This window comes from Nitrosopumilus sp., assembly GCF_025699255.1.
In the GTDB taxonomy this organism is placed as follows: Archaea; Thermoproteota; Nitrososphaeria; order Nitrososphaerales; family Nitrosopumilaceae; genus Nitrosopumilus.
In genome coordinates this window covers 99,414-125,164 of sequence record NZ_JAILWA010000002.1, presented here as the reverse complement: position 1 = coordinate 125,164, position 25,751 = coordinate 99,414, and the positions used below count along the sequence as shown (strand labels likewise).

Annotated in this window: 25 protein-coding genes and 1 tRNA gene; 10 read left to right on the top strand and 16 right to left on the bottom strand. The window is 32.8% G+C overall.

The genetic code is table 11. From position 1 onward, the window contains the following. Nucleotides 1-48: 48 nt before the first annotated feature. On the bottom strand, nt 49-1,119 hold the full coding sequence (gene amrS / locus K5781_RS02735) for an AmmeMemoRadiSam system radical SAM enzyme (protein ID WP_297440473.1): 1,071 nt from the start codon (nt 1,117-1,119) through the stop codon (nt 49-51). Nucleotides 1,120-1,153: 34 nt separating this feature from the next. On the opposite strand from amrS, the gene K5781_RS02730 reads away from it, so the two are divergent. Beyond that, complete coding sequence (locus K5781_RS02730) at nt 1,154-1,774, top strand: TIGR00296 family protein (RefSeq protein WP_297440471.1); 621 nt, start codon at nt 1,154-1,156, stop codon at nt 1,772-1,774. 21 nt (nt 1,775-1,795) lie between these two features. Continuing rightward, complete coding sequence (locus K5781_RS02725; protein WP_297440469.1) at nt 1,796-2,626, top strand: MEMO1 family protein; 831 nt, start codon at nt 1,796-1,798, stop codon at nt 2,624-2,626. A 35-nt stretch (nt 2,627-2,661) separates the two neighbouring features. On the opposite strand, the gene K5781_RS02720 is transcribed toward K5781_RS02725, so the two are convergent. Together K5781_RS02720 and K5781_RS02715 are read right to left on the bottom strand one after the other, a co-directional pair. Next, entirely contained in the window at nt 2,662-3,654 is a 993-nt protein-coding gene (locus K5781_RS02720; protein WP_297440467.1) for a hypothetical protein, read from the bottom strand. 60 nt (nt 3,655-3,714) lie between these two features. Beyond that, nucleotides 3,715-5,118 (bottom strand): dihydroorotase family protein, encoded by a 1,404-nt coding sequence (locus K5781_RS02715; RefSeq protein WP_297440465.1) that lies wholly within the window; start codon nt 5,116-5,118, stop codon nt 3,715-3,717. Nucleotides 5,119-5,193: 75 nt separating this feature from the next. Between K5781_RS02715 and K5781_RS02710 the strand changes: the two genes are divergently transcribed. Then, a tRNA-Ala gene (locus K5781_RS02710) sits at nt 5,194-5,265 on the top strand. Nucleotides 5,266-5,524: 259 nt separating this feature from the next. Next, nucleotides 5,525-6,007: a hypothetical protein gene (locus K5781_RS02705; RefSeq protein ID WP_297440463.1), complete on the top strand. Its 483-nt coding sequence runs from the start codon at nt 5,525-5,527 to the stop codon at nt 6,005-6,007. 64 nt (nt 6,008-6,071) lie between these two features. On the opposite strand, the gene K5781_RS02700 is transcribed toward K5781_RS02705, so the two are convergent. From K5781_RS02700 to K5781_RS02685, 4 genes are all read right to left on the bottom strand, one after another. After that, nucleotides 6,072-6,935, bottom strand: coding sequence for a hypothetical protein (locus tag K5781_RS02700; RefSeq protein ID WP_297440461.1), 864 nt, complete (start codon nt 6,933-6,935; stop codon nt 6,072-6,074). A 380-nt stretch (nt 6,936-7,315) separates the two neighbouring features. Next, nucleotides 7,316-7,984: a hypothetical protein gene (locus tag K5781_RS02695; RefSeq protein ID WP_297440459.1), complete on the bottom strand. Its 669-nt coding sequence runs from the start codon at nt 7,982-7,984 to the stop codon at nt 7,316-7,318. A gap of 1 nt (nt 7,985) precedes the next feature. Next, complete coding sequence (locus K5781_RS02690) at nt 7,986-9,377, bottom strand: hypothetical protein (protein ID WP_297440456.1); 1,392 nt, start codon at nt 9,375-9,377, stop codon at nt 7,986-7,988. 22 nt (nt 9,378-9,399) lie between these two features. Continuing rightward, nucleotides 9,400-10,272 carry a hypothetical protein gene (locus K5781_RS02685; protein ID WP_297440454.1) on the bottom strand — a complete coding sequence of 291 codons (873 nt, stop codon included), beginning with the start codon at nt 10,270-10,272 and terminating at the stop codon, nt 9,400-9,402. Between the two features lie 473 nt (nt 10,273-10,745). On the opposite strand from K5781_RS02685, the gene K5781_RS02680 reads away from it, so the two are divergent. Then, complete coding sequence (locus K5781_RS02680; RefSeq protein WP_297440452.1) at nt 10,746-10,877, top strand: hypothetical protein; 132 nt, start codon at nt 10,746-10,748, stop codon at nt 10,875-10,877. A gap of 375 nt (nt 10,878-11,252) precedes the next feature. Beyond that, complete coding sequence (locus tag K5781_RS02675; protein WP_297440450.1) at nt 11,253-11,474, top strand: hypothetical protein; 222 nt, start codon at nt 11,253-11,255, stop codon at nt 11,472-11,474. Between the two features lie 9 nt (nt 11,475-11,483). Here K5781_RS02675 and K5781_RS02670 read toward each other — a convergent pair whose 3' ends face one another. The 4 genes from K5781_RS02670 to K5781_RS02655 all read right to left on the bottom strand — a co-directional run bounded on the left by K5781_RS02670 (nt 11,484) and on the right by K5781_RS02655 (nt 16,291). Next, nucleotides 11,484-12,518 carry a hypothetical protein gene (locus K5781_RS02670; protein ID WP_297440448.1) on the bottom strand — a complete coding sequence of 345 codons (1,035 nt, stop codon included), beginning with the start codon at nt 12,516-12,518 and terminating at the stop codon, nt 11,484-11,486. Between the two features lie 67 nt (nt 12,519-12,585). Then, nucleotides 12,586-13,689: a hypothetical protein gene (locus K5781_RS02665; protein WP_297440446.1), complete on the bottom strand. Its 1,104-nt coding sequence runs from the start codon at nt 13,687-13,689 to the stop codon at nt 12,586-12,588. Nucleotides 13,690-13,780: 91 nt separating this feature from the next. Further along, nucleotides 13,781-14,770 carry a hypothetical protein gene (locus K5781_RS02660; protein ID WP_297440443.1) on the bottom strand — a complete coding sequence of 330 codons (990 nt, stop codon included), beginning with the start codon at nt 14,768-14,770 and terminating at the stop codon, nt 13,781-13,783. A 168-nt stretch (nt 14,771-14,938) separates the two neighbouring features. Then, on the bottom strand, nt 14,939-16,291 hold the full coding sequence (locus K5781_RS02655) for a hypothetical protein (RefSeq protein ID WP_297440441.1): 1,353 nt from the start codon (nt 16,289-16,291) through the stop codon (nt 14,939-14,941). Between the two features lie 698 nt (nt 16,292-16,989). Between K5781_RS02655 and K5781_RS02650 the strand changes: the two genes are divergently transcribed. Further along, nucleotides 16,990-17,349, top strand: coding sequence for a zinc-ribbon domain-containing protein (locus K5781_RS02650; protein ID WP_297440439.1), 360 nt, complete (start codon nt 16,990-16,992; stop codon nt 17,347-17,349). A gap of 24 nt (nt 17,350-17,373) precedes the next feature. Here the strand turns inward: K5781_RS02650 and K5781_RS02645 are convergent, their stop codons facing one another. Both K5781_RS02645 and trxA read right to left on the bottom strand, forming a co-directional pair. Then, nucleotides 17,374-17,919 carry a zinc ribbon domain-containing protein gene (locus tag K5781_RS02645; RefSeq protein WP_297440437.1) on the bottom strand — a complete coding sequence of 182 codons (546 nt, stop codon included), beginning with the start codon at nt 17,917-17,919 and terminating at the stop codon, nt 17,374-17,376. Nucleotides 17,920-17,985: 66 nt separating this feature from the next. Continuing rightward, nucleotides 17,986-18,312 (bottom strand): thioredoxin, encoded by a 327-nt coding sequence (gene trxA / locus K5781_RS02640; protein ID WP_297440435.1) that lies wholly within the window; start codon nt 18,310-18,312, stop codon nt 17,986-17,988. Nucleotides 18,313-18,427: 115 nt separating this feature from the next. Between trxA and K5781_RS02635 the strand changes: the two genes are divergently transcribed. The 3 genes from K5781_RS02635 to K5781_RS02625 all read left to right on the top strand — a co-directional run bounded on the left by K5781_RS02635 (nt 18,428) and on the right by K5781_RS02625 (nt 21,015). Beyond that, entirely contained in the window at nt 18,428-19,186 is a 759-nt protein-coding gene (locus K5781_RS02635; protein WP_297440433.1) for a zinc-ribbon domain-containing protein, read from the top strand. Nucleotides 19,187-19,229: 43 nt separating this feature from the next. Further along, nucleotides 19,230-20,000 (top strand): signal peptidase I, encoded by a 771-nt coding sequence (locus tag K5781_RS02630; protein ID WP_297440432.1) that lies wholly within the window; start codon nt 19,230-19,232, stop codon nt 19,998-20,000. Nucleotides 20,001-20,163: 163 nt separating this feature from the next. Continuing rightward, the gene (locus tag K5781_RS02625; RefSeq protein WP_297440430.1) at nt 20,164-21,015 is read left to right on the top strand and encodes a CFI-box-CTERM domain-containing protein; all 852 of its coding nucleotides are present in this window, start codon (nt 20,164-20,166) and stop codon (nt 21,013-21,015) included. Here K5781_RS02625 and K5781_RS02620 read toward each other — a convergent pair. The 3 genes from K5781_RS02620 to K5781_RS02610 all read right to left on the bottom strand — a co-directional run bounded on the left by K5781_RS02620 (nt 20,999) and on the right by K5781_RS02610 (nt 25,742). Beyond that, nucleotides 20,999-21,925, bottom strand: coding sequence for a lysyl oxidase family protein (locus K5781_RS02620; RefSeq protein WP_297440428.1), 927 nt, complete (start codon nt 21,923-21,925; stop codon nt 20,999-21,001). The genes K5781_RS02625 and K5781_RS02620 overlap by 17 nt on opposite strands. 120 nt (nt 21,926-22,045) lie before the next feature. Further along, nucleotides 22,046-23,572: a 4-hydroxyphenylacetate 3-hydroxylase N-terminal domain-containing protein gene (locus tag K5781_RS02615; protein ID WP_297440426.1), complete on the bottom strand. Its 1,527-nt coding sequence runs from the start codon at nt 23,570-23,572 to the stop codon at nt 22,046-22,048. Nucleotides 23,573-23,645: 73 nt separating this feature from the next. Next, nucleotides 23,646-25,742 carry a 4-hydroxybutyrate--CoA ligase gene (locus K5781_RS02610; protein ID WP_297440424.1) on the bottom strand — a complete coding sequence of 699 codons (2,097 nt, stop codon included), beginning with the start codon at nt 25,740-25,742 and terminating at the stop codon, nt 23,646-23,648. Nucleotides 25,743-25,751: the final 9 nt, after the last annotated feature.

The following is a 25,751-nucleotide window of genomic DNA, read 5'->3' as shown; positions in this document are numbered from 1 at the left end:
TTTGGATCTTAATTTAGTTTAAAAATATTTCAAATCTAATAGTATTTGCTAAGAAACAAACTGAAAACGATCTTCTTTGTAACCTTCTTGTAATTTTCCTTCTATAGGAATACGATTGCCACAAAATTCACAACAATTGTTCTTGTCAAGATGCCATTCTCTAATACTAAACCCATATCGATTTACAACAATTTTGTTGCATTCAGAACAGTAGGTGTGCTCCCATTTATGGCCAGGGACATTTCCCAAATACACATACTTTAGACCAACATCTTTAGCAACTTGATAATGTTTTTCCAAAGTTTCAACAGGAGTACTTGGATACTCCATCATTTTATAATCAGGATGAAATCTCAAAAAATGAATTGGCATTTCAGGTCCAAACTCATCATAAATAAATTTGGAAAGTTTTTTTGCATGCTCTATATCATCTCCAACTTTGGGTATGATTAAATCAGTTATTTCTACATGGATTTTTGTTTTATCTCTAATTTCTAAGAGAGTATCAAAGATTGGTTGAGGATCAGGAACACCAATAAATTTTCTAGTAAATTCTTTTTCGGCACTTCCCTTGAAATCAACAGTGATTCCATCAAGAAATTCATTCATCATCGAAACTGATTCGGGAGTATCATAACCATTTGAGACAAAAACATTGAACAGCCCTTTTTTTCGTGCAGCAATTCCACAATCACGCGCAAATTCTATGAAGATTGATGGTTCATTGTAGGTATATGCAATACCATGTGCGCCATACTTTACTGCAGTATTTGCAACTTGCTCAGGAGTCATATCAATACCTTCCACAGTTTTTCTCTGACTGATATCAGAATTCTGGCAATACCTACATAGCCAATTGCATCCTGTTGTGGCAATTGAATAGACCTTACTGCCAGGATTATAGTGAATCAAAGGTTTTTTCTCAATCGGATCAACATGACCAGAAATCACCTTTCCGTATGCATAAAGTTGTAATTTGCCATTTTCATTTCCTCGAATTCCACATAAACCAATTTGGCCTTTACCAATCTCACAATAGCGTGCACAAGCTGTACATTTTACCTTATCATCAGGTAATGTTTCATAAAGCTCAGCTTCTTTCCCAAGTAAAGTTGTCAATGTTTTTTATTGTGTTTTTACATATTTAACAAGTATGAGAGAATCAATGAAAATTTCTGATTCTGATGGAGAAGAATTAGTAAAGATGGCAAGAAAAGCTGTTTCTGAATTTTTAAGAAATAATTCAAAAATCAATGATAGTGAATTTAATTCAAAGTTTGGTTTTAGTTCAGGGGTTTTTGTTACATTAAACAAACAAGATTCATTGAGAGGATGTATAGGATATCCTCTTCCTGTAAAGAAATTATCTAATGGATTAATTGATGCAGCAGTATCAGCTGCAACACAAGATACGCGCTTTAATCCAGTAACCATAGATGAATTAGACAAGATTGTTTTTGAAGTGACTGTACTTACTACTCCAATGGAGATTAAAGTAAATCAGTCTTCAGAGTATCTCAAAGAGATCAAAGTTGGCAGAGATGGTTTAATTGTAGAAAATTCGTATGCGTCTGGTTTGCTATTGCCACAAGTTCCAATTGAATATGATTGGAATGTAGAAGAATTTCTTGAATATACATGTCAAAAAGCAGGATTAGAAAAAAATGCATGGAAGGATATGACAACAAGAATATCAAAATTCGAGGGAATAATTTTCAAAGAAGAAACTCCAAATGGGAAAATTATTAGAGAATCATCTAATGATTTTTTATAAAATAGAGGTACAGAAAAATAAATGATTAGAGAACCAGTTGTTGCAGGTCAATTTTATCCAGATAATAAAGAAGATCTAGAAAAAATGATCAAATCTTGTTTTAAACACCAGTTTGGCCCAGGTACAGATTCGGCAGAATCAGAGGAGCGGATTTTTGGAGTTATTTGCCCACATGCAGGATACAGGTATTCAGGTCCCACGGCATGTCATTCTTACAAGGCAATCGCATCTCAGAGCCCAGAACTTGCAATAATTATCGGACCAAATCATTTTGGAATAGGAAAAAATGCCGCTACGATGATTGATGCCCAATGGCAGACTCCATTAGGCAAAGTTCAGATAGACTCAGAATCAGCAAAACAAGTAGCAGAAATATCTGAATTTATTGAAATAGATGAATATTCTCACTCCCAAGATCATAGTTTAGAAGTACAGATTCCAATGTTACAAGAAATACTTTCAAATGAATTTCAAATTCTTCCAATAATTTTGCGTTCACAAGAGATGAAAACTGCAATTGATGTTGGAAATGCAATATATGAAATTGCAAAAAAGAAGAATGCAATAATCATCGCCTCATCTGATTTTACACATTATGAAGAAAATTCTTTTGCACATAAACAAGACAAAGCATTGATAGAGCCAATTTTAGATATGAATATAGAAAAATTCTATGAAGTGTTGTATGAAAAAAGAGTTACTGCATGCGGTTATGGAGCAATAGCATCAGCTATGATTGCATGTAAAGAAATGGGTGCAACAAAAGGTAAACTGTTAAGCTATGCAACAAGCGGAGACGTATCAGGGGATACAGAGTCAGTAGTAGGTTATGGTTCAATAAAATTTGTCTAAGCAGATATTTGGTAAATTTGTTTTTGATTTTAGTTCTAATGTGATATGTCAGGATTGTCATGTCTGATAGAATTCATGAAATCTTTGTGTTCTAACATTAATTCTATCATTTGATTTCTTAAATCTACATCATCCATTATTGTGTTAAGCATGGGTTCAATCATTTGTTTTGACATCATTGCCATATGAGATGGATCCTCAAGCATCATAGTATGCATGTCTTTAGTCATATCAGAATTTATCCAAACATGATGAATCATATCCATCATTTTATCAGAATGTGATATTGTATGCAAACTAGTTGAATGTGAATTCATTGAATGCGAATACTTTGGACACCAAGAACAATTATCTAATCTTTTTTTTTCCATCATTTTTTCACACATAGGACAACCCATCTCAGAATCACCATGTCCCATGCCAGATTTATCATCACCCATGCAACTCATTCCAGAATCACCGTGTCCCATACTATCAGTTACAGGCTGATGAACAGAGTCCATCCAAACAGAATTTGATTTTAGGTGGATTTCCATTTGAGGATGATTCTTCATGATCTGAATCATCTTATCTCTCAATTCTGGTTCACTAGTCATAGGAGCCAACATATTTTTGAGTAATTCAGGATTTTCTTTAATTTGAGACACCCAATCATCCATAGTATTTTTCATGATTGCAGGATTGTTTTGCATCATCTCGTGCCAATGATACATTATTTTTTCATTTGATGCCATTCCATTCATTAAATGAGTCATCATTTCGGGATGTTTATCCATTATTGATTGATTGTGAATTCCATATCCTCTGTCAACTAATTTCAAATATGTTGATGGTTTTACACATGCAGGATTTCCATTATTTTTTTGTAAAAACAATTGTCCTGATTTACAAGTTAACATGTCAACATCTGCAAATTTTTTCCATTGTTGGTGTATAGATATTTCTTGAGCAAAAGAATTTTCTAGTAAAATTGGACTAACAGCAACACCTAGAATCATAAAAAAAAGAAATACAAATTGGAAAGTCATGAAGAATATTTGCATTTTTCTCTTAAAAAGCAATCGTAAAAAATCAAATTTACAAATAAGTTATTTGGAAAACAAGTTAATTTGTCTTTCAACTAGTTTTCCATGACCAAGTTTGCCTATTACTTCAAAGTCTTCTGCAACTAACTCGCCTCTAACAATTGTTTTGACAGGCCATCCAGTTAGAGTTCTTCCTTCATATACAATATAGTCAGAGAATCCACCAAACAGATCCGAAGTAACAGTTTTCTCTTTCTTCAAATCAAGCATAGTAACATCTGCATCAGAATTTTTCTCCAGTGTTCCTTTCTGGGGATACATTCCAAAAATTTGAGCTGCATTTTGACTCGTAAATCGAACAAACTGTTCTAGAGAAATCTTCTTTTGGTTAACTCCATCATTAAGTAAAATAGGAAGTACAGTTCCTATTCCAGGAAATCCAGCAAGAGCACTCCAAACATCATCTCCACCAAGCTTTAGTTTTAGTTGATTTGCAACATGATCTGTACCTATTGTGTCAATTTGGTTATTAGATAATGCATTCCAAACTGCTTTTCTGTCATTTTCAGTTCTAATTGGAGGCATGACTTTTGCCAAATAGCCTGATTGTTTCTCGTAAGATAATGTCAAATAGTGAGGACATGTCTCTACAAAAATTTTTGTTCCAAGTTTCTTTTCTTCTTCAATTTGCTTTAGTGCACGTTCTGAACCAATATGAACAAAGTAAATCACACAATCGTAATCTCTACCAAATTTTGATACAGTTTTGATTGCCTTAGCTTCAAATTCAGGAGAACGGCTTGAAGACCAAGCTGACAATCCATCCTGATGTTTTTCCCTTGCAGTTTTGATTCCACAACCACATGATTCATAGTCTTCTGCATGAACTAGTACAGGACATCCAAGTTCAGCTGCAGTCTTTACTGTTTGTTCAACTATTTCATCAGTAACATTTACTTCAGCTGCAACAAGTTTCGGAGAATTTGGTGGCATGTCCATGTATACATGTCCAACTTCACCACCAAGATTCATGTAAATTTTAAATGACGTAATTCCGTTTTCAACACACAAATTCATTTCATCAATTTGTTCTGGTGTAAAAATTGAAGCATGTAAAGCATAATCTACATAATGATTTTCTGAAGCAGAATCAAGCTGAGCTTGCAAAGAATTTGAAAAAGGATCACCTAGTCTAAGCATTCTCATCATTGTAGTAATTCCACCTATTGCTGCTGCATGAGATTCAGTTTTTGCAGCTTCGTTAATTGGAGAATAAACTCCATAGTGAACATGAGTGTCTATAGGTCCAGGTACAGAAACTAGTCCTGCTCCATTGATTTTATGATCACATACAGGTGTATCAGTTGTAAATCCAACAATTTTTCCCTCATCAATTAGGATATTTTTCTCAACCATCCCTTGAGGAAGAATGACATGTGAATCAGTAATTATGGTATCATAAGTCATCTGAAAATTTCATCCATTTGAGGCTATTATGCGTTGAGAAAATGAATAAAAGAACTACTCAAAGAGGTATTCTGAGGGCCGGTGGTTTAGGAGTATAATGCCTCGTTCGCAACGAGGATGTCGAGGGTGCGATTCCCTCCCGGTCCACCTTTTCCAGAAATCTGTGAAACGTGATTATTAATTTTAAAGCATATATGAGAATCGATAGATCTAACACAAAAATCTAAAAAATATAGTGTGGTCATAATAATTTTGTAATTATTTGTTCATAAACATAATGTTAGAATTTTTTAGAGATACAAAAGAGATTATCGACAAAGAGTAAAAAGGCAAAGTCCCCCTTTTACGAATGAAAATATGACGGCGGTCGTAAAGATTTAAGATCAAACATTACATCAATACAATTGTGTTAACTCCAAAGAAAATCCTGATTTTATCTCTAATGATTTTAGGGATTATGGGTTATGTTTATGCTTCAAATATTTTCATTGAAGAATGGAGAAAATTAGATTCTGAAATAAAGGATTTTGTTCCAGCTGCAGGATTAACTGGAATTGCATTATTTCTAATGGCAATACGGAATGTAAAAGGTGTCAATAAATTTTTGATTTTATCTATGGAGGTGTTAATTCCAGTTGCACTTACATCGATTGTAGGTTTAAAATTATTAATGAAAGACCCACTAGGACAATCTCTTTTTGGAGGTGGAATTATGTTGTTTTCTGTAGGCTGGTTCATTTATTTTTATTTTAAAACTGGAAAGACTGATGAAGAAAAAGAAGATATCAAAAAAGCAAAACCCACCATTTTGATGATGTTTCTTGTATTGATGTCTTATGGAATAATTTCTTTTGTAACTATAGAAAACCTACAAGATCTTTTACCATGACCATTGTTAAGATTCTAGTTCAAAGTTTATGTGAATTTTGTACTGGGAAAAACTATTTTTCTGTCTAAACTTTTTTCTTAGCATTTTCTAAATCATCATTATCCTTTCGAATTTTATTTAATTCATCTGAAAATAAAATATCATGTAATTTGTAAGCAGGTGTTACTGCTGCAATTCCAATATTTTGCCATGAAAATTGTTCATTTATTGTTTCAATATTCTCTATTTTTCTAGATTGATTAAAGCTTCCAGTCATAACTCCTGCAAGATAATATTTTTCATGCATCTTTATTTTGTTTTCACTAGATTCTCTAAATCTATCTAATTTAAAAAAAACAGGAGACCCACTATTTCCTCCATAAGATTGACATTCCATCAAATACAAATCAACTAGTTTAGGCGGATCATCATCAACCTTCCAAGTGATTTTTTCATCAGAAATTAAAGATATTTTTCCAAAACGTACTATTGGTTGATTTCGTTGTTTTCCAATATGGCTAGAAAATAATCCTGAAAATAATACATCTCCACCTTCTTCAATTTTTTCATCCTCGATAATTTTTTCTGTACTAAGTATGTCGGAACCTATTGTTAAAATATCATATATTTTTTCATTTGGAATCATTGGAAAAAGAGCTATGTCTACATCTTCATCATCATGAGTAAAGATATGTAATTGGTTCATGGGCAAAGGAAGAAGATTGGAAGAATTATCAAAAGTATTCAATCTAACTGCAATATCATAAAATGTTCCATCTTTTTTTTGAATTACATGTTTTGCAGTTACAAAATAAAAATAACTTTTGGAAGAATCATAACCTGTAGCTACACTAACAAAAAAACCAGTTCCAGCTGGATGAAACACATTTCCATTTTTGACATAAATAAATCCAACTGATTTTTTTATTTGTTTAATTATACTAACCATGACAATTATCATTTGTTTTGAATATTTTATAAACACATATCTTTACAAATCGCTTTCGGGTTCATACTTTTCATCATTCTGAACTTCATACCAATCCAAATCCTCTTTTCCAATCAATTCCACACCAAATCAGATTGGATTGGAACAGAATCGCACAATTTTCCATTTTCTTTTCATTATCATATCCAATACCACGATTTTTCTACATTTCATTAAATTTGTAAAATCCATTTGCACAAAAATTACAACGGGCTTGAGTTGATACATACAATAAATTTTTTGCAGGGACAAGCACATGAAATAATCCTAAAGTTTAACCAATAGTATGAAAATATGACATTTGTTGTAATGGTTAAAAAACATTCAATCATTTTAACAAATTAAACTGAAATCTTTTTTATTTTATGTTTGGCAAGAGTATTTTCAAATTTATCAGATAAGTCTCTCCATAACTTTACTTCGTTAGAAAAAGCATTTAGATTCATTAAAAAACTTTCTTTATTTTTAGATTCAAATCCTTGTCTTATGTATTGAGAACATTTTCCAGCTTGAATATTCAGTTTTGAAAATTCTTCGGCTACCAATTCACTATCAAAGTATAATCGCATTTTTGAAACTAATGTTTCACCGTTTAACTTTATTGCTTTGAGTTCGTTTTTAAATTCATTATATTCATCTTTTAATGCCATCATTGGTTGTTCATTTGGTTCCGTAGGAAAAACTACATTATGTGTAACTCCTCCTGTGGTTGGATCTATTGGTTGTTCTGACACAGAATAATGTTGCACTAATTGTATATGTGCAGTATCATGAACCACAAAACTTTTTTTAACAGATTTTACAAATGTGTCTATAATTTCTTTTTTTAAAGCCACCTTGAATCTATATTGTTGCCATTCGTTAGGTACACGTTTCACTGCAAACAATCCAATTATTGCAGGAATTGCAACAAGTATGATATCTTTAAAGAATTCATTCTCAAAGACACGAGTATAGACCAATCCACTAGTTATTGCCAAAGCAAGGGAAATTATTTTACCGTCGATCATTTCAAAAACTATCCTCTTGTAAAATAATTTGACGAGCTTTTTCTAAATTACCTTTTTTGAGATACTCAAGTATGTTTTGAATATTGTTTTTCCCTACTAATATAACATTATTTGCAGTTGCAGATGCTAGTGATTCGGTAGCATCTTTTCCTGTAAAGTAGATTGAATGAATTTCTATTTTTTTGTTAGTGATTTTGCCTTCTATATTTTCCCGATATTCTCGTTCTCTGTCAAAATCAGATTGCTTAGGCAAGCCAATTGTTACATTTATCAAAAATATCTTATCTGTGTCAAAACTTGCCAAAATATCAGTAGATGTTTGATCATGACCCTTTCCCAATCGTTCATACTCCCCGAGTATTAGGTTTGGGATTCCAAGTAAACTCAAAAGCCAAGATACTCCACGTTCAAAGACTTCAGAATCTCTGTTGATCTTTTTAGATTTGAATTGTAATAACATTCGTTCTAATTCTTCAAACTCTACAAATTGTTCAAATGCATAATATGTGGGATTAGTATATTCGGTTCTTGTTTTCCAATACTCATCTAGGCATCCTTCTTTTGATTCAATCAAAGTTTTTTTATTTTTTATTACCAATAACTCAAAAAATTCTCCAACATTTTTTGTATCAAGTTTCATTGTTATCGTATCCTGAATTACTTCTGAACCCCCTGTCAACGGTATTTTTTCAATTTTCTGTTGGATAAATTCATCATCACTTCTATATTCACGAGATTTGTAAAAATTTAATCCGACTTGGATATTTTTTTGCTCATGTGCAGAATATTCTATATCGACTTTATCATGATCAAATTCAATTTTTTCAATTTTGAAGAAAATAGGCACAAATGTCTTGATCCAAGGATTACTTTGAAAATCATATTTTCCATATTCAAATATTGCAGACAAATAATTGTCTGAATACCTGAAATGATTTTCAAGCATATTACTTCGTAATTCATCTGAATAGTTTGGTTTTTGTGTATTTGATTCGTTGTTAAATGAAAAGCATTTCCAATCTTTGTAAACATAATTTTCAGGCTTGAAATGTGGATCTGAATAATTATGATTGTAGGTAATTGCATTATCAAAATTTATTCCAAATGAATCATTCAGACAAAGAAATTTTTTGGATAAATCATCTGCAATTTTTGACCATCTGTCAACAGGATAATTAAATAGTCCTACTCTGAATTTGTCTGTTTCAATTAAACTACCACATTTCTCAATCAATTCCTGATGAATTATTTTTAATTCTTCTACCGTTTCATGTCTAAATCTAATAATTGTAAAAATATTTTTCCACACACCATCAGATTTATGTGCAAATACTCGAATGTCAATGGAATGAAAAATATCTTTTAATTCAATTAAGATATCATTTAGGGTCATATTTCATAATTTTACATCTCATTCAAAAATGTGCCTTTTCAAAATTTTTCTTTTTAACTACTTTTCTTAATGTAATTACAAATGATACAATGTAAACAGGGATACTAGAAAGAGTGATGATCTCTAATAGAGTTAGTGAAACAATGGTTGAACCTACTGCAATTAATCCGGTCAAAATCAACACCGAAACTCCTGTAAAATAGGTAATTTGTAAAATTGGTCTTTCATGACGTAGATATTTGAAATGTGCAAAGATTAACAACATTGGGAAGAATGGAATAATGCCATACAGAAAATATTTTGAAATGTATTCATCACTATGTGAAATTTGAGTATCAAATTTCACGATGGTATTGTTTTCAAATCTTGGTCTTCCCCCTTCTAATATTTTTGACATTTCTTCAAATGAGCTTTCAGAGGCAATTAATGTGACTTTCCAGTTTGGATTTTCTGCAAAAAATCCAAATTTATGGCCTTCAAAATCCCATCCACATAGTTTCACATCATCATTAATTTCCAAAAATGCAGGGATGCTATAGGATTCAAAAGGCCAAAGATGTTCAGGAACAACATGTAATGGATTGATATGATGCTCTGTATCTCTAACAGTTATTGAATAATCTGCACCTTCATGAGCAGCAGTAACATTGTATATGGATGCCCCACTACCAGGATGTACTCGTGAAACAACATCAAATGGTTTTGATATTCCAAAACCATCTTTTAGTCTCCAATCCAAAGTCAGTACGGATTCTTTTGTTAATTCATTAAATTCCTGAACTCCTGTATCAAATCTCAAATCTAATTCACGTTTTCCATCTGGATTAATACATTCAGGTTCTAGGATTTGTGCATCAATTGTAGGAAAGATTCCAATCATATTAAAAACAGACAAAAAAATCAGAATGACTAAATTCATTTTATTCATAAAATGTTTGTCATAAAACTAGTATAAGTTATTTATTTCATTTTTTGTTACATTATATTCAAATTAAAATGATTGACTGTAATCGGTATGAATCAATCAAGCTTTTTGTTATTTATATTTCTAATTTTATCAAGCCACATTCTATTTCTGTCTGCATTAAGATCAATCTGTTTTATTTTAGGTTTGATTTTACCAATATCTGAAATCTTGTTTTGAATAATTGTGATTTTTAGTGTAGTGTTTCTTTTCTCCAAATATTTTATGAATAAACTGTTATCTCACTCAAAGGTATCCAAATGCTCAATTTCCTTGGATCCTAGTTATCTCAAAGATTAGTTAACAGAATCAGGGTTCATAATGCTACATCTAACAGATCTCTATTTGATCGGGTTATTGTATCATGCCCCAGATTAAAATCTAAAGATAAGAATTGACAAAATATGGGAGATTACGACATATGCGACAATACAAGTTGTGAACATTTCAGAAAAGATCATCCTGCTGAAGGTAAATGTTCAAAGACATTGCCTAATGGATTAGTGTGCGAATGCCAAACATTTGTACCACAATAATTTTTTTTAAAAAAGAAACACAAGCCGTCACACTTGACAAGATTCTATGACGTGACGGTCATGATCTTGCGTCTCAATATAACATGGTAATTCTGACTTAAAAGGACGATTAAATTATGAATTTTTCAAATCCGCCAAAACCACAAAATGGATCTAGTACAATACCAAGAATTTCTAGAGTACAAAACAGGGAGAAGCTATCCAAACAAAGATTCTATGGATTCAAAGGAATACTGGAAGCCTATGAATTAAGTATTTTCAGAGTATGTCAGGCACAATGATACCAAATCAGACGGTGAAATCTGGCTTTTAAGTAGAAAATGGCTTGAAATTGATGAATCTTCAATTCATTATATTGGTAAGGAATCAAACGAGATGGAGCAATCTGAGGTATTGGGAGCATTCAAAGAAAATACCATTCAGTATGTGAATTTTCAAAAGAGATTGCGAGAAATAATTGAGGAATTAACTTTGGAGAAAGCATTGGAACTTGGAATTTCTAGAAGAATGTTTTTTTATCTCAAAAAGAAGTTAGAATATAAAATTCCACTGAAGTTAAAAGAAAAAACTTTGAAAAAACTATTGGATCTAGTGTGAAATACCTCGTCAATAATCAGTAGAGGCATTTAACCTGTACATCTCTTTGTTTTGAGATTCCTTAAACTGAATACTTCTAGTTAAGAAATCATCTAATCCACAATACCACTTCATATTTTCTTTATCAGGTTTTGGCAAATTGAGAGTTCTAGGAAGATCATTTCGTAATGGGTTTTGCTCATAAAATTTTTTTCTAATTTCACCATATCTATTCCATTCTTCAACACTGAGTTTTTCTGAATCATGCGAAACGTTTGGCAACATTCCACTGGTTTGTCGTTCAATTGTAATTATTCTGTTATTTACTATGTCATGAATGATCTTTTGAAGTCCTGATGCAATAATGTGATATGATTTAATTACATCATCAGAATATGGAACATACACAACATCATCCAAAATATTTTCTTTCATAAGTACAGCTGAGCAATGATCAAAATTTTTCATAAAATCAAGTGATTTGGGAGAGTTCACAGCTGGAAATACAGGAAATCCTGCATGCTTGAATCTTTTAAACAGAGGGTGATTAGTAGTGCTAAATTCTTTTAGTTCTGATAACAATCGACGCATTTCAGAGATGTTGATTGTAAGATACTTTTCAACTAGACGTGCATCTTCAGAAGTTTCCCAATTTGTGGAATTGACGTCAACATAACTCATTATTTCCCATAGTTCATTTGTGGATAATTTCTCAAGATTTTCAAAAAATTCTTTGATCACAAGTCCTACATCTATGTCCGAATTTGTAACAATACTGTAAAAACTGACATTTCGTCTTCGTGATTCCATAAAAATAACTGCATCTTCTACCAACATCATCAGTTTAGAAATAATGTCGGTTTGTATGATCGATTTGAATTGTTTTTCAGATTCTTCATTGAATTTAATTTTCTTTTTTCCACCACGAATAAAGAGTTCCAAAGTACCCTCATCATATTTTTCAATGGATGTAAAATCAAGATTTAGAAGAATTCCCCTTAATGGCAAAATTCGCTCACGATAGTTTTGTAGCAAATACCATTCGCTTTCTTCAATTTCATCCAATATGAAATGAAACCCGTTCTTCTTCTTAAAGAGAAGGTTATGTCAAATAGTATGCTAAACCTAAGTATTAATCAAATTTCAAAATTATTTCAATAGTTTGTTCCTGTCCCTCATCAAAACCATAATTGAAAAATAATCTTGGATTTTCATCTGCAATTTCTTGATATAATTTATGATTAAACTGGACTTTGTACTCCACAAACATATTGCTAGATTCTTTGGGTACTAATCCAATAGTACAATACGACTTTTTTTGTTGACACGGTATGCTGTTACCGTCTTGGATTGTTGCTGAAGTTTGGAAATCAAACCACAAACCCTGAGGCTCAGAATACATATCTATCCAAAAATCATCAGCATTGGCTTTTCCAGTATTTGATATTTTGAGGGTAAATATTTCATCTTTGGTTCCGTTTGGAGTTAAACTTGTAGGTTCGTATGAATAATACAGTTTGTTTCCTTCAACAATCCCTCCAAGTGCATTCAAATCAGTTACCTGAATTTCTGGTTTGGAAATATCTGATTCTTCGTCATATAATGCCAAATAATAAAAAAATCCTCCTACCAAAAGACCTCCACCAATGGTAATGAATATGGAAAGTAAGATCATCGGTTTGTGTTCATTCCAATAACTTTTTGGATTTTGAGAGATGTGTGTATGTATTGATTTTCCATTTTGATATTCTTTTTCAGGATTAATGTTTTCATCCAAGTTTTTAGTATTTTTATCAATAGAGTGTTCTTCCCCTTTTTCTGAAAGGATCCAATATCGTTCATTGTTTTCATCAAAAGCATCAATATACTTGCGAACATTTCTCAAATATTCAATTCCTTTCCACACTTCCTCTTCAGGTTTTTTGATTATTCTGACTATTTCTTTACCCGTATATTTTTCTGGATGAATCAAATTAATTAAATTAAAAATTTGTTGCCAAGTTGAACCATTCCAAATCAAATCATTCCCTTTTTTTGTGATAAGATAATGTATTCCTCTTCCTTGAATAACTCGCGTGTCGATGATTTTTTCTTCAGCTAAGAATCGAAGTTTTTCTTTTAAATCATCATTAATTTCTAATCGATTATTTTTCTCAACCATGTCCAAAGTACTCAAAACATGAGAAGGGGAGGATTTCAATGTCCATAAAATCTCTACTTCTATTTTCTCTCTCATTGTTTTTTTCCAAGAACTTGAGAATAAAATTTTATCTAGACATACCAAATCCTCATTTTTTATTTACATATTTAGCGCAAAATCTGAGCGACTAAAAACTCTGTATTGCCCATATTACTAGACTTGCTATTATGGAAATGGCAAATCCTATAGACCAATTTCGTGGTTCTTTCCAACTGTTCTGGACTTTTTCTTGTAGTGTGTCAACTTTTTCTTGTAATTTACCATTGTCTATCAATAATTCATCACGAGTTTTTTGATGCTCAGCCATCTGTTCTGTATGGTGCTCTTCTTGTTTGTCTCCTACATCTTTGAAATTTCTTTCAGTAGTTTTTTGTAATGATTCTATTTGATCAGATACGTCATCTAATGTTTTATGAGCTATCTCTATATTGTTTTTTGATTCTACTGCTTCTTTGATTTCGGGTTTAGCCTCAGCAGCTTTTGTAAGTATAGTATCAACACTAAATCCTTCAGGTTTAGATTTTTCTAACTCTTTTAGTAATGCATTATCAATATCAAACGAAATCTTTGGGATTTTGATTTTGTCTAAGTTTATTGTTTCTAACACTTTTTGCATCTGAGTAATTTGTTTCACCATTTTAGTATCATGAATTTTTAAGAAAGGCTGAAGTGCGTTTGTTACCTCTTCCTGTTTTTGTGAGAGTAATTTCAGTGAATTTGTAAGTGATTCTGGCTGTATTTTTTTAAACCCATCTAGAAAACTTTCTCCAAGTTTGTATAATGACGTATTTTTAAGGGGTTCTTGTACCTCATGATCAGGATCATTTGAAAGAATGTCAAACAGATCTGCATACATACCAAATGGAATGTGATCATATTTTTCAAGATTTTTTGCGATGTGTAGTCTCACATTTTTTGATTGTTCTTTTTTAGCAAGTTTTTTTATTAATTCTATGCTGTCTTCTGGTAGTTCATACTGTTGCTTGAAAATTATGTCTATGGCTTCAATCACTCCATCCTCTTTCTTAGATAGTTGTTGAACTTTATTCCATAATTTGGAATCAGGATTTCTTTTAGGCAAGTAGTCTTTGATGTTAATTTTTTTATCTTCAGACATATTTCATAGTATTCTGTTAATAATTTAAGATATTCTTTAGATGATTTCTCATAATTCTGAATTTTAGGATTTAGTGCAAAATCTTCGTCCCTAACTATATCCCCCCCTTCAACGTGCTCCCAACTAAAATTGAACCAAATTTTGACAATTAATAATAAAAGATTATCATCAATTCATAATCACACCTTTAATTTTTCTCTGGAAATCCTTCTGTGTTCTTTTTCCGTACCATTTTTTCAAGGTTTCAGTACCTTCATGAGACATTTCAGAAACTAAATTGTAATTGTAGTCAGTTGCAATAAGCCACATCTGGATTCCGAAATGTCTAAAACCATAATTGGCTCTAAAATAAATTCCAAAATCTGATTTCTTAAAACCTATCATAGATAGAATTTTTTTGAAAAATTTGTTATCTCGAGCTACTGAACTAGTCAAAATTCTATCATATGTTTTAGATTCAAATTTAGTATCATTATCTTCCCAAAATAGATATTTTTTTCCTCTAGATACTCTGGTATTGTAAAATTGTTCTAATGGTTCAACAAATTCAGAATCCAAAATGTATTTATCAAAATCATCATGGGTTTTGTTTTCATGGACTTCAATGTGGCATATTCTTCTAACATAAGAGTAGATTTTATCACCTCTAAATTTTGCATATGCTACAACTTTTTCATCGGTTAATTTTACACCGTCTGTATCTTCCACATATTCAACTAACTGATCAATGAACTCCATTTTTGCCAATTCTATTAAATAAACTGTTGATGGTCTGACAAAAGTCCATGTCTTGACTCCAAATTTTAGATAGTCTTCAATGGAATAATGTTTCAACAGTAATTTTTTAGCTTGTGTGATTTGTTCAGGTGTGATGTGCAAATCTGATGATTTTTCTTTTGGTTTCTGTCCGCTTATTCTTAATTCAATTCCTTCGTCTTTACTAATGTCTATTCCAAGTCCATATTTTAGGGCGTGTCTTATTGCCTGTCTGTTTGACCAGTTTGGTTCACCATCTACTACTTCATAATTTGCAACTTCTATTAAGGCATCAACCATACTTGGAATGATTTCTTTCCAGTTTTCTTTGGTAATGTCATCAGGATGAATTTTGAATTTTGGAGTCACAAACCCCAGTACAATTCTAGCAAAACGTGTCTGATTGTTATGTTCAAATTTGGCATGGTTTTTTCTAGTCCAATTTTTGAATAACTCTGTCTTGAAAATATCTGATTCTGAGCGTAACTGTTTTTGAATTGTAAGAATTGTATTTTTTTGCTTTGCTAATTGATAATAATGAGAGCCATTAACCTTTTCAATTTTTTTAGAATCTCGTAGAGGATAGATATGACTTTTTGAAAATTGTTCTCTTGTTTGATGAAAATGATTTGCTAGTTCAGTAGGTGTGTGAGGTTTTATTTTTAATAATTTCAAAATTTCATTCTGAATATCTATTTTTGGTGTAACATTGTCATCAAATCTTGAATGAGAGGATGGAATTTTTGCATTTAGTATATTGACCAAGTATTCCACTCCCTCAGAATGGAATTGATTGTATCGTGATTTGATACGAATTGATTTAGACTCATTCCCAATGCCATTCTGAACAAAAAATGATTCTCATGTTAGTTTTAAAATCTTACGGATACAATGTTGCCTCAAAATGATGCATTAAGCGTCAATTTGGAGTTGATTTGTACAATTTTTCACAATATCGTTATTTCTTGTAATGTCAATGTCCGACAGCATGAAAAGCCTAAGAAATTTGTTCAGAATGACTTAAGGGATCCACACCATCGGACATTATTCTGATCATTCCATTTCTATAAAAAATGATATATCCTGTCATTTTACATAAAACCATTTTCCTCATTCATTTTTATTTTTCAAAATGGTTTTCATTTTCATTTTTTTAAGTGTGTGAATTATTTTGTGGGTTCACATTTTCCATTTTTGTGGGCATAGAAAAATAAAAAATGGTTATTTTACAAATGTATGTGTTCACGAAAAAAATGATCATAAAATGAACTCTTAAAATAAGATTTTTGGCATATTTATGTAATGAAAAAACATGGGAATGAAATATTTCATGAATATTCCCAAATGAAATCATTTTGTTAAGGTCACGCTAAATATCACGTTTTATACCACGTTTTGTGCCTACAGAGGAGTCAAAAATAGTTTCCAGAAACTATTATACATAAATGCAAAATATTATCATCATGGAAGGTTTTGACGGCAAAAAAGCTGCACAAGATTACATGTCAAAGCATACTCTTGCATTTTCTACTCCAGAGTTGACTCTAATGAGATTTGCATTCTGGTTAGGAGATTCAGTTCCAGATCCAAAGAATGAAGGAAAAGGAGTTCCACGAATGATGACATATTTGGTAGAGCAAGACTTTGAACCAGTTTTGATTGATGATGAAAAATATGTTCCATCAGGTGCAGTCAAGAGTTCAACACTAGTTGGAAATGCATTCAACGAACAAGTTTCAGATGGAAAGTTTTGTTCAGAATGTGGTACGAGTCTTTCTGCTACTGCAAAATTCTGTCCTGAATGTGGAACAACACAAGAATAAGAAAATTATTTTTAATTACTAGGTTTATGCTTTAGCGCCACACTTTGTGCAAAACTTTGCATTTGCTCGAAGTGGTGCACCACATGAAGAACATCCATTTCCATCTTGTGGAATAGATTGTGGAGATATTGTTTGTCTTGGCATTAATGAAGGATCAGGTGATGGTAATGTTCCAACGTCACCAAATGCTTCTTGTGCAGAAACAATTCCCGGTGGACCTCCACCTACTGGGTTTTGTGCAGTTCCTGCTCGTGGAGGTTGACCCATTCCGCCTGCCATCATTCCAGGTTGGCCCATCCCTGGCATCAATCCTGGAGATTGTGTGTTTCCAGAGCCTGTACCAATTGATTTTTTTAATTCAAAGATTACTTTGATTGCTAGAAATTCTAAAGCAGAATATGCAACTGTATAATCACCTAATTTTTGAAAGAATTCTTTGTCACTGATTTGTCCTTTCTTGTACATGTTGTTTGTATCTAGAAATGATTCATAGTATCCCTGAGACTCGTCAAACAAACTCTGAAGTTTGTCAAAGAGCATGTTCAGTGTATCTACTTCACCAAATGACATAACCTCACTCGGTTTTTGGAATATTAATTACTTTAGGATCAAAAAAGAGGAAAAACGTGTAGAAAGTTATGCGAGTGCTCTATCAATCATACCTTGGTATGATTCTTTAGATGCTGCTCCCACTTGCTGGCTAACTATTTCACCTTTGTTTAAGAGGATTAAAGTTGGAATACTAAAGACGTTGTATTTTGATGCCAGTTCATTGGCTTCATCAACATTAACCTTGACAAACTTTACTTTGCCTTCATAGTCAGCTGCCAGTTCTTCAACAACTGGACCTACCATTCTACATGGACCACACCATTCGGCCCAAAAGTCTACAAAAACAGGAATGTCAGAATTTATCACATCTACTTCCCATGATTTTGCATCTGAAATTTGTGTTACAGCCATTCTAACATTATTTTATTGGACGTACCTAAAAACGTTCACCAGAATTAACACCATATTTTTTGTCGGAAAATTAATTTTGATATATACTTAAATGACGTTTTGATAAAACTTATTCATGAGTTCAGAATCTAGACTGAAAAAATTACGAGGATCTGGCGGTTATGTTATGGCTTCAGTTACCGATGAACAACAGATGAAGGGTAACTTAGGTGGACCAGATCTATTTTTAGCACCAATTGGAAGATTAGATGCCGATAAAATTACTAAACATTTTTGCAATACTTGTGAGAAGGAATTTGAAGGCCCTCCAAAAATTGAATATGAGAACCCAAATGAAGAGGTTGCAGAGAACTTAATTCTTGCAGAACGAGGTCAATACATTTGCAATTCTTGTAATGCATCAATTGCAGAATACAGGGAATTTAAAAAAGAAGACGAAGCAGGAGAAGTTGGAAGTGCAAAACCATTAGAACCACAAGTTCAAAGTGCACCACAACCAGAAGTTTCAACACAGCAAGTACCAGAAACAACACCACAGTCTACATCTGCTCCACAAGAAACTGCAACACAACCAGGACCAGCAACTTCAGTTACATCAATTGAAGGAAAAATTGTATATGATGAAAATGCAAACAGAGTTGGAACTGCAAAACAAGTGGGTATTGATTCTACACAGACAATGGTTTTAGTAATAACTAAAGAAGATGGCACAGAAGGAAGTATTCCATGGAATAGTATTAAGAAGATTGGAGAAGTTGTTCTTTTAGGAAATCCAGATATTGTAATAGCAGCTCAACCAGGAAAATGTTCAAGTTGTGGATTTGTAAATAAAGAAGGCTCTAAATTTTGTGAAGAATGTGGAACCAAGATCTGATAGTTAGTAAATTTAATCAATGACACTATAGGCGAGAATGTAATTGGCAAAAAGATCAATCCCTAAAGGAGTAGTTAAAGACATCATTATTGTCGGTGTAGGGGTTTTAGTCATTTGGATAGGTCTACAAGTTGCATTTGGAACCCAAAATCCATTTTATGTTGTAGCAAGTGGAAGTATGATTCCAGTTCTAGAAGTTTATGATGTACTGATAGTTCAAGGTCACGAACCTTTTGAGGATATAGAAGTAGGAGACATTATTGTGTTTAATCGACCATCAGACCACGACAGAGTTATTGTACATAGAGTTGCGTCAGTAATATCTGAAGATCCTAAAACAATTAGAACAAAAGGAGATGCAAATCCAGCATCAATTCCCGGTACAGACTTTCCAATTACAGAAGAAGAATACATTGGAAAAGTAGCTTATACTCTTCCGCAAGTAGGATATGTAACTCAATTGCTCAAACCTCCAATTAACTATGTAATCATTGCAGTTGTTATTGGAATAATGGTAGTAAAGCAATTTGTAAAGAAGAAAAATGAAAAAGAATTATCCTTCGCAGATCCTTTGGATACGGATAATTCAGATACAATAGAAAAATTATCAGATATTAACAAGATTGAAAAGGATTCTGAATATTCTGAACATGTAGAATCTGAGAATGTAGAAGAATTAGATGATACTGACAAGCCAGAAGATGTGACTAGAACAAAAAAGATTGATGATACATTTGAGGGGATTGAGGATTCCATAGACAATGAAAAATCAAAATCCAAAGAAAATCCAAAGAAGAAAGATAAAGAATTCTAAATTTTCAGGCAAACAGGTTCACATATGCTGTATGACAAGAGCAATAGATCGTCCTGCTTGCTTGGTAGCATTATTACGTTAAATTTACTAAAAAAGGATTCTGATGAATTATTAGTTTCAAGAATAGTACCATTTATCAAGTAGCAAAAATTAAAATTCATAATTGAAATATTTGTTGGTTTTTTCAATAATACTTTTAGTTGGTTCTGCATATGCACAAACTCCATTTCGTGACACTTCGGGTTTGACATTAAATGGAATAGAATGGTGTGAAGAAAACTATCAGTTGTATTATTTTATGGGAAATGATTTTTTTGAACATCATCATCATTCAATTGAATCAAGATTATGTGGAAATTTGTATAATGATGACTTGTGGTTGTATTCAGGTCCTGACAGATACCAAAAATTAATTGAACAAAGTAGAATATACTATAACTTAGAAATTCAAGAGAGTGCAAAAGAAGCCGAGCAAGGAAAAATAGATACCAAATCTGTAAACATTCAAGAGATTCCTCAAGAGATTGCACAACAACAAAAAGAACTAGAGAAATCTGTTGAAGAAGAATCAAGTGAAGTAGAGGTTCGAGTAGAAATCCCCAAAGAAAAAGAAATGGATGAACCTCAAGGTGGAGGTTGTCTTATAGCTACTGCAGCATACGGCTCAGAGATGGCACCACAAGTACAGCTGTTACGTGAAATCAGAGACAACCAGTTGATGAACACCCAATCAGGGGCCTCATTTATGAGCGGATTTAACTCACTATACTATTCATTCTCTCCACATATTGCAGATTTGGAAAGACAAAGTCCAGTCTTCAAAGAGATGGTAAAGATTGGAATCACGCCAATGTTGTCAACTTTATCTGTAATGTCATATGCTGAATCAGAATCAGAAGTGATAGGGTACGGAATTAGTGTGATTTTGATGAATTTGGGAATGTATGTAGCTGCACCAGCTATGCTGGTTTATCAAATAAAAAATAAAAGAAAAAGAACTAAGAGTTCTTGTTGATGTCACCACAGATTCCGGGTGTGGAACCATCGGCTTGACATTCAGGAGCGAATCCTTCAAGTTCAATTATCTTTCGATTTCCATTACCATCATCTACAAGATCAAATTTCATCCAAGCAACATCGTTTGAAGAATCTGCATCAACAAATGCATTTGCAGGATTCCATGTATGTGTTAGGAAATATCTGTCATTTGGAATATTTGAAATATCAATTTCATTACCTTCAACTGATTGATGATATTGATCAACCCATCCTGGCTGAATTCCTTGTAATCCTACTTCACAATCCCAATAGATTCTTTGAGATGTTGGAGAATTACTACCATCATATTTGAAAACATTTGTAATACAAAATCCAACTTTGATGGATGTAGATTCATCAACTATATCACCTGGAACATTAGGATTAGTTGGATCATATGCTCTGATTGCAAATTCTCCAACATTATCAATGTGCCAATGATTGTGAGTTTCATGGAAAATGAATTGACTTACAGTGTCACTCCATACATTATGTTCTGGTAATCCAAAGTTTCCTTCATCATCATAGAGATTTTGAAAAGAATCTTGTGTAGTTCCTTCATCAGCATCAGGATCTGGGAATAGAGGCTGGAATTCTAAAGTTCCAGGTCCCAAATTAGCCCAAACATTTGTGAATCTTAAATATTCATTTTGTTGTTGATTATGAATAGCTAGATGTTTTGGAACTCCAGGTGTTACATCTGGTAAAAGTGCATCAGCAGGAACTGCTGTTCCATCATTACCATTACCATTACCATTACCATTACCATTACCACCTTTGGCTGCTGCAGCATCCATTATCATCGGAGTTGCAAACATAAAACCAATTGCTAGTAATATTGGAAGTATTAGAAGTGGTTTTCGAAAGTTTGTTTTTGAAAAAGTCATTAATCAATGCAAGATTGTTTGATACTTAAACGCCTGTTAGTAATGAAAATAACAAGCTACTTTTAATAGTATTATTTACTGTATTTCTTAATTTAAGAAAATATGAACTGATTTTTAGATTTAGAGAACAGAATCTTTTGTTTTGAAAACTCGCTTAAAGTAATCAGATGGCTCTTTTGGCTCTACAATATCATTTTTGATGCCTGCAAGATTCTTAGCCAAATTCTTTTTGTAACCAACTTGCATTTGTCTTTGAATTTGGATTCTTTGTGCTTGAGGAGATCCTGCACCATGCATAGATTCTGTGAGATATCCAACTGCATTTCTTCCTAAAGTCATGTTTTCGATTAATCTTAGAATTCTCATTCTATTTTCAACATCTACACCTTTTCTTCCAGCTAGATACTTTTTGAGTAAAGGTCCTGCTTCTGGATGTCTAAAGTCTTTTTCAGAAGGTAAAGTTACTACCAATCCACCTGCAATATCTTGTGCAAGTCTACTAATTTCATATGGGAATCGTGTTACATTATGTTTACAAACTTGTGCGAGCATATCATCATTTAAGAAAACACCAGACTTCATCTTTTGTCCTTGGTGAGAAGATGCTATTCCCGCTGCAAAAATTGTTTCATTAAGATGAGTCATCTCAATAATTTTATCTTTAATGTGAGATACTTTAGGAACACCATTGTAATCTGCAATTGTTGCAGCTGCACCAATTAACACATCACCTAAACCAGTTTTACACACATAACTGCGTCTATGATAACAGGTGAATCTTTCTACAAGCATAGATGCAAATTCATATTCACCATTCATGAAAACTTTGTCCCATGGAATAAACACATTATCTAAAATTATCAAAGCTTCTTGACCTCCAAACTTTGCGTTACCATCATCAATGTCACCTTCTTCCATACTTCTTGTATCACAAGATTGTCTTCCGTAAATGTAAGTGACTCCTTTTGCATCAGCAGGAATTGCTCCTACAATTGCCCAGTCTTTGTCTGATTCTGTTAGCCTAATAGTAGGCATCAAGATAATCCAGTGAGAGTTGATACAACCAGTTTGATGTGCCTTTGCTCCTGAAACATAAACTCCATTCTCATCAGTTTTTACAATTCTTGTAAACAAATCAGGATCTTCTTGTTCTGCAGGTCCTTTACTTCTGTCTCCTTTAGGATCAGTCATAGCACCACCAATTACAAGATTTTCTTTTTGTACCATTTTTACAAATTCTAAGAATCGTTTATGATAATCTGTTCCATGTTTTTCATCGATTTCAAATGTTGTAGAATGTAATGAATTCATTGCATCCATTCCAACACATCTTTGGAAACAGGTTCCAGTGTTTTGTCCAAGTTTTCTTTGCATTTTATTTTGTAATACTAGATCTTCTGCGCTTTCAGCAATGTGTAAAAATCGGTTTACTTTCAATCCAGTGATTGAAGAGTCTGCAGAAGCTAATGCTTCTTCACGAACTGCAAGATCATAAGTTTCGGCAACGGCATTAATTGATGGTCGGATCATTGGATGATCGACTGGTTCTTTAACTAATTCACCAAAGAGATAAATTTTGAGATCACGGCCTCTAAGACTTTCAATATAGTCATCTCCAGTTCTAATTGTCTTCAAGACATTAGCCATGTAACATTATTCATCTAGAAGTTGTATAAATATTCTAGACTAGTACAAGCTGAATTTTAGGAATGAATTGCGATCAGAGTCCTATTCGAACATCAAGGATTTTGCAACCCTTACCTTTCTCCATTACAAGAACAGGATTCATGTCTAATTCCTTAATCTCTTTAAAGTCTGAAACTAGTTGAGATAATCTCTGAATACATTCAGAAAGTTTTGTGATATCAGAGGGTTTTTCTCCTCTTACACCTTGAAGTAATTTTTGAGTCTTGATTGATGCAATCATGTCATCGGCTTCTTTATCAGTTACCGGTGCAAGTTTGAATGTAACATCTTTTAGAACTTCGACATAGATTCCACCCATGCCTAACATAATAACTGGTCCAAAGCCTGGTTCAAGTTTGGAGCCAATAATGAGTTCTTTACCGCCTTTTACCATTTCCACAATCAAAACACCTTTGATTTCGGCTTTCTTGTTGTATTTTTTGGCATTTTTGATAATTGTCTTAAATGCTTCTTTAATTTCACTATCATTTTTCAAATTAACTTTTACACCACCAGCATCAGACTTGTGAATTATTTGCGGTGATGCAATTTTCATTACAACTGGATATCCAATTTTCTTTGCAACTTTTATTGCCTCTGCTTCATTTTTAGCAAGTGCACTTTGTGGTAAAGGTAATCCATATGCTTTGAGAACTTCTTGTCCTTCTTCTTCTAGAAGATTTGGTCTTTTCTCTTTTTTGACCTTGTCAAAAATTTTCTTTGCTTTAGCTTTGTTTACTTTGAATTTTGTAATTTTTCCTTCTTTTGTATTTACCCAAATTGCAAATTTTATCATTGCAGCTAAAGTTCTGATTGCTCCTTCTGCATATGTGTAATAAGGAACATCTCCTTTGGATAAAATTTCTCTATTTGTAATTCCTTCATCTAATCCCATTAAACTTGCTAGCATTGTTTTTTTGTATTTTTTTGACATTGCAACAATGACTTCTGCTAGCTTATCATAATTTAGAGTCCCAGAAGGAGTACACATTGTAATAACTGAACCAACTTTGGGATGTTTTAGTACTCTATCTAAGACATTATGGAATCTGTTAAAATCAGCATCGCCTACAATGTCAACAGGATTTCTAGAGCTTCCCCACGGAGGAATTACTGCATCTATCTTTGGACGAATACTATCAATTTTGGCCATTCTAATACTTGATTTAGAGCAGGCATCAGTTGAAATGATTGCAGGTCCACCAGCATTTGATACAATAACTAAGCCACCAGCCGTTGGAAGTGGTTGTTTTGAAAATGCTGTTGCATAATCAAATAGTTCTTCCATTGTATCAACTCTGATTGCACCAGACTGTTTGAGTAATGCATCATAAATTTCATCTGAACCCATCAATGCTCCTGTATGAGACATTGCAGCCTTTGCACCCTCTGGACTACGTCCAGATTTTAGAACAAGTACTGGTTTTTTGAGTTTTTTAGTAATATTTTTACAAACTTTAAGAAATTCTTGACCATCACCCATGTCTTCAAGATACATTACAATGACTTTGGTTTGTTTGTGGTTTGCAAGAATCTTAAGAACGTCAACTTCGCTCATTGCAGCTTTGTTGCCAAGACTAACTACTGCAGAGAAACCAATTCCTTGAGCGCTTGCATCTTCAACTAATGCGGCACATATTGCACCACTTTGTGAAACAAGTGCAATTTTTCCAGATTTTGGGGTAACTTTAAGGAAAGTAGAATTCATCATTGTCTTTGGATCAAGATTCATGACGCCAAGACAGTTTGGTCCAATGATTTGGATTTTGTATTTTTTTGCAATGTCTTTAATTTCTTGTTCTCTCTTTGCACCTTCTTCATCAACTTCTTTGAAACCTGCTGTAATTATGATAACACCTTTGACTTTTTTCTTGCCACATTCTTCCAGGACAGGAGCTACCAAAGTATTTTTGATAACAATTACTGCCAAGTCAATGGATTTTGGAACATCTAAAACAGTTTTGTAAGCTTTTTTGTAAAATACAGTATCTCGTGATGGACTAATTGGATAAACAGTACCTTTGAAACCATTCATAATATTTGATGTAATTGTAGCACCTACACTTCCTCTCTTATCTGATGCACCAATTACTGCAATAGATTTTGGAGATAAAAAGACAGATTCTGCCATGTATGTTGA